Source organism: Photorhabdus sp. RM71S, assembly GCF_042879355.1.
GTDB classification, from domain to species: domain Bacteria; phylum Pseudomonadota; class Gammaproteobacteria; order Enterobacterales; family Enterobacteriaceae; genus Photorhabdus; species Photorhabdus kayaii.
The window spans coordinates 1-305 of sequence record NZ_JBHFKV010000246.1 but is presented as its reverse complement, the minus strand read 5'-3'; the positions used below and the strand labels follow the sequence as shown (position 1 = coordinate 305).

The 305-nt window shown below is 40.7% G+C and carries 1 pseudogene; it reads right to left on the bottom strand.

Going from position 1 to position 305, the window contains the following annotated elements:
• Nucleotides 1-110: 110 nt before the first annotated feature.
• Nucleotides 111-305 (bottom strand): annotated as a pseudogene (locus tag ACGF5R_RS24740) (winged helix-turn-helix domain-containing protein); the annotation flags it as partial.

Genomic DNA, 305 nt, shown 5'->3' with positions numbered 1-305 from the left:
GAGGTCAAGAGCTTGAGCAATACGCATAAAAAAATCCGGAAATAAGGAACATTTCCGGATTCTTACACAACCACTGGATCGTTCAACTGATCCTTAACTGATCGGCATTACTGACGGTGTAGCCATTTATTCATGCCGGGAATGCTAAAGGTAATATTCCAGAGCTGAGCAACATAGGCCACGATTTCATGGGGGTGATGGAAAAGATGTTGAGATAAGTGGTTGATTAAAAAATCAGTTTGTTCCCGGGAAAGTAAACTATCAGACCCCCCATTATCAGATTTAAGTTTACCTTGATTAAGGTA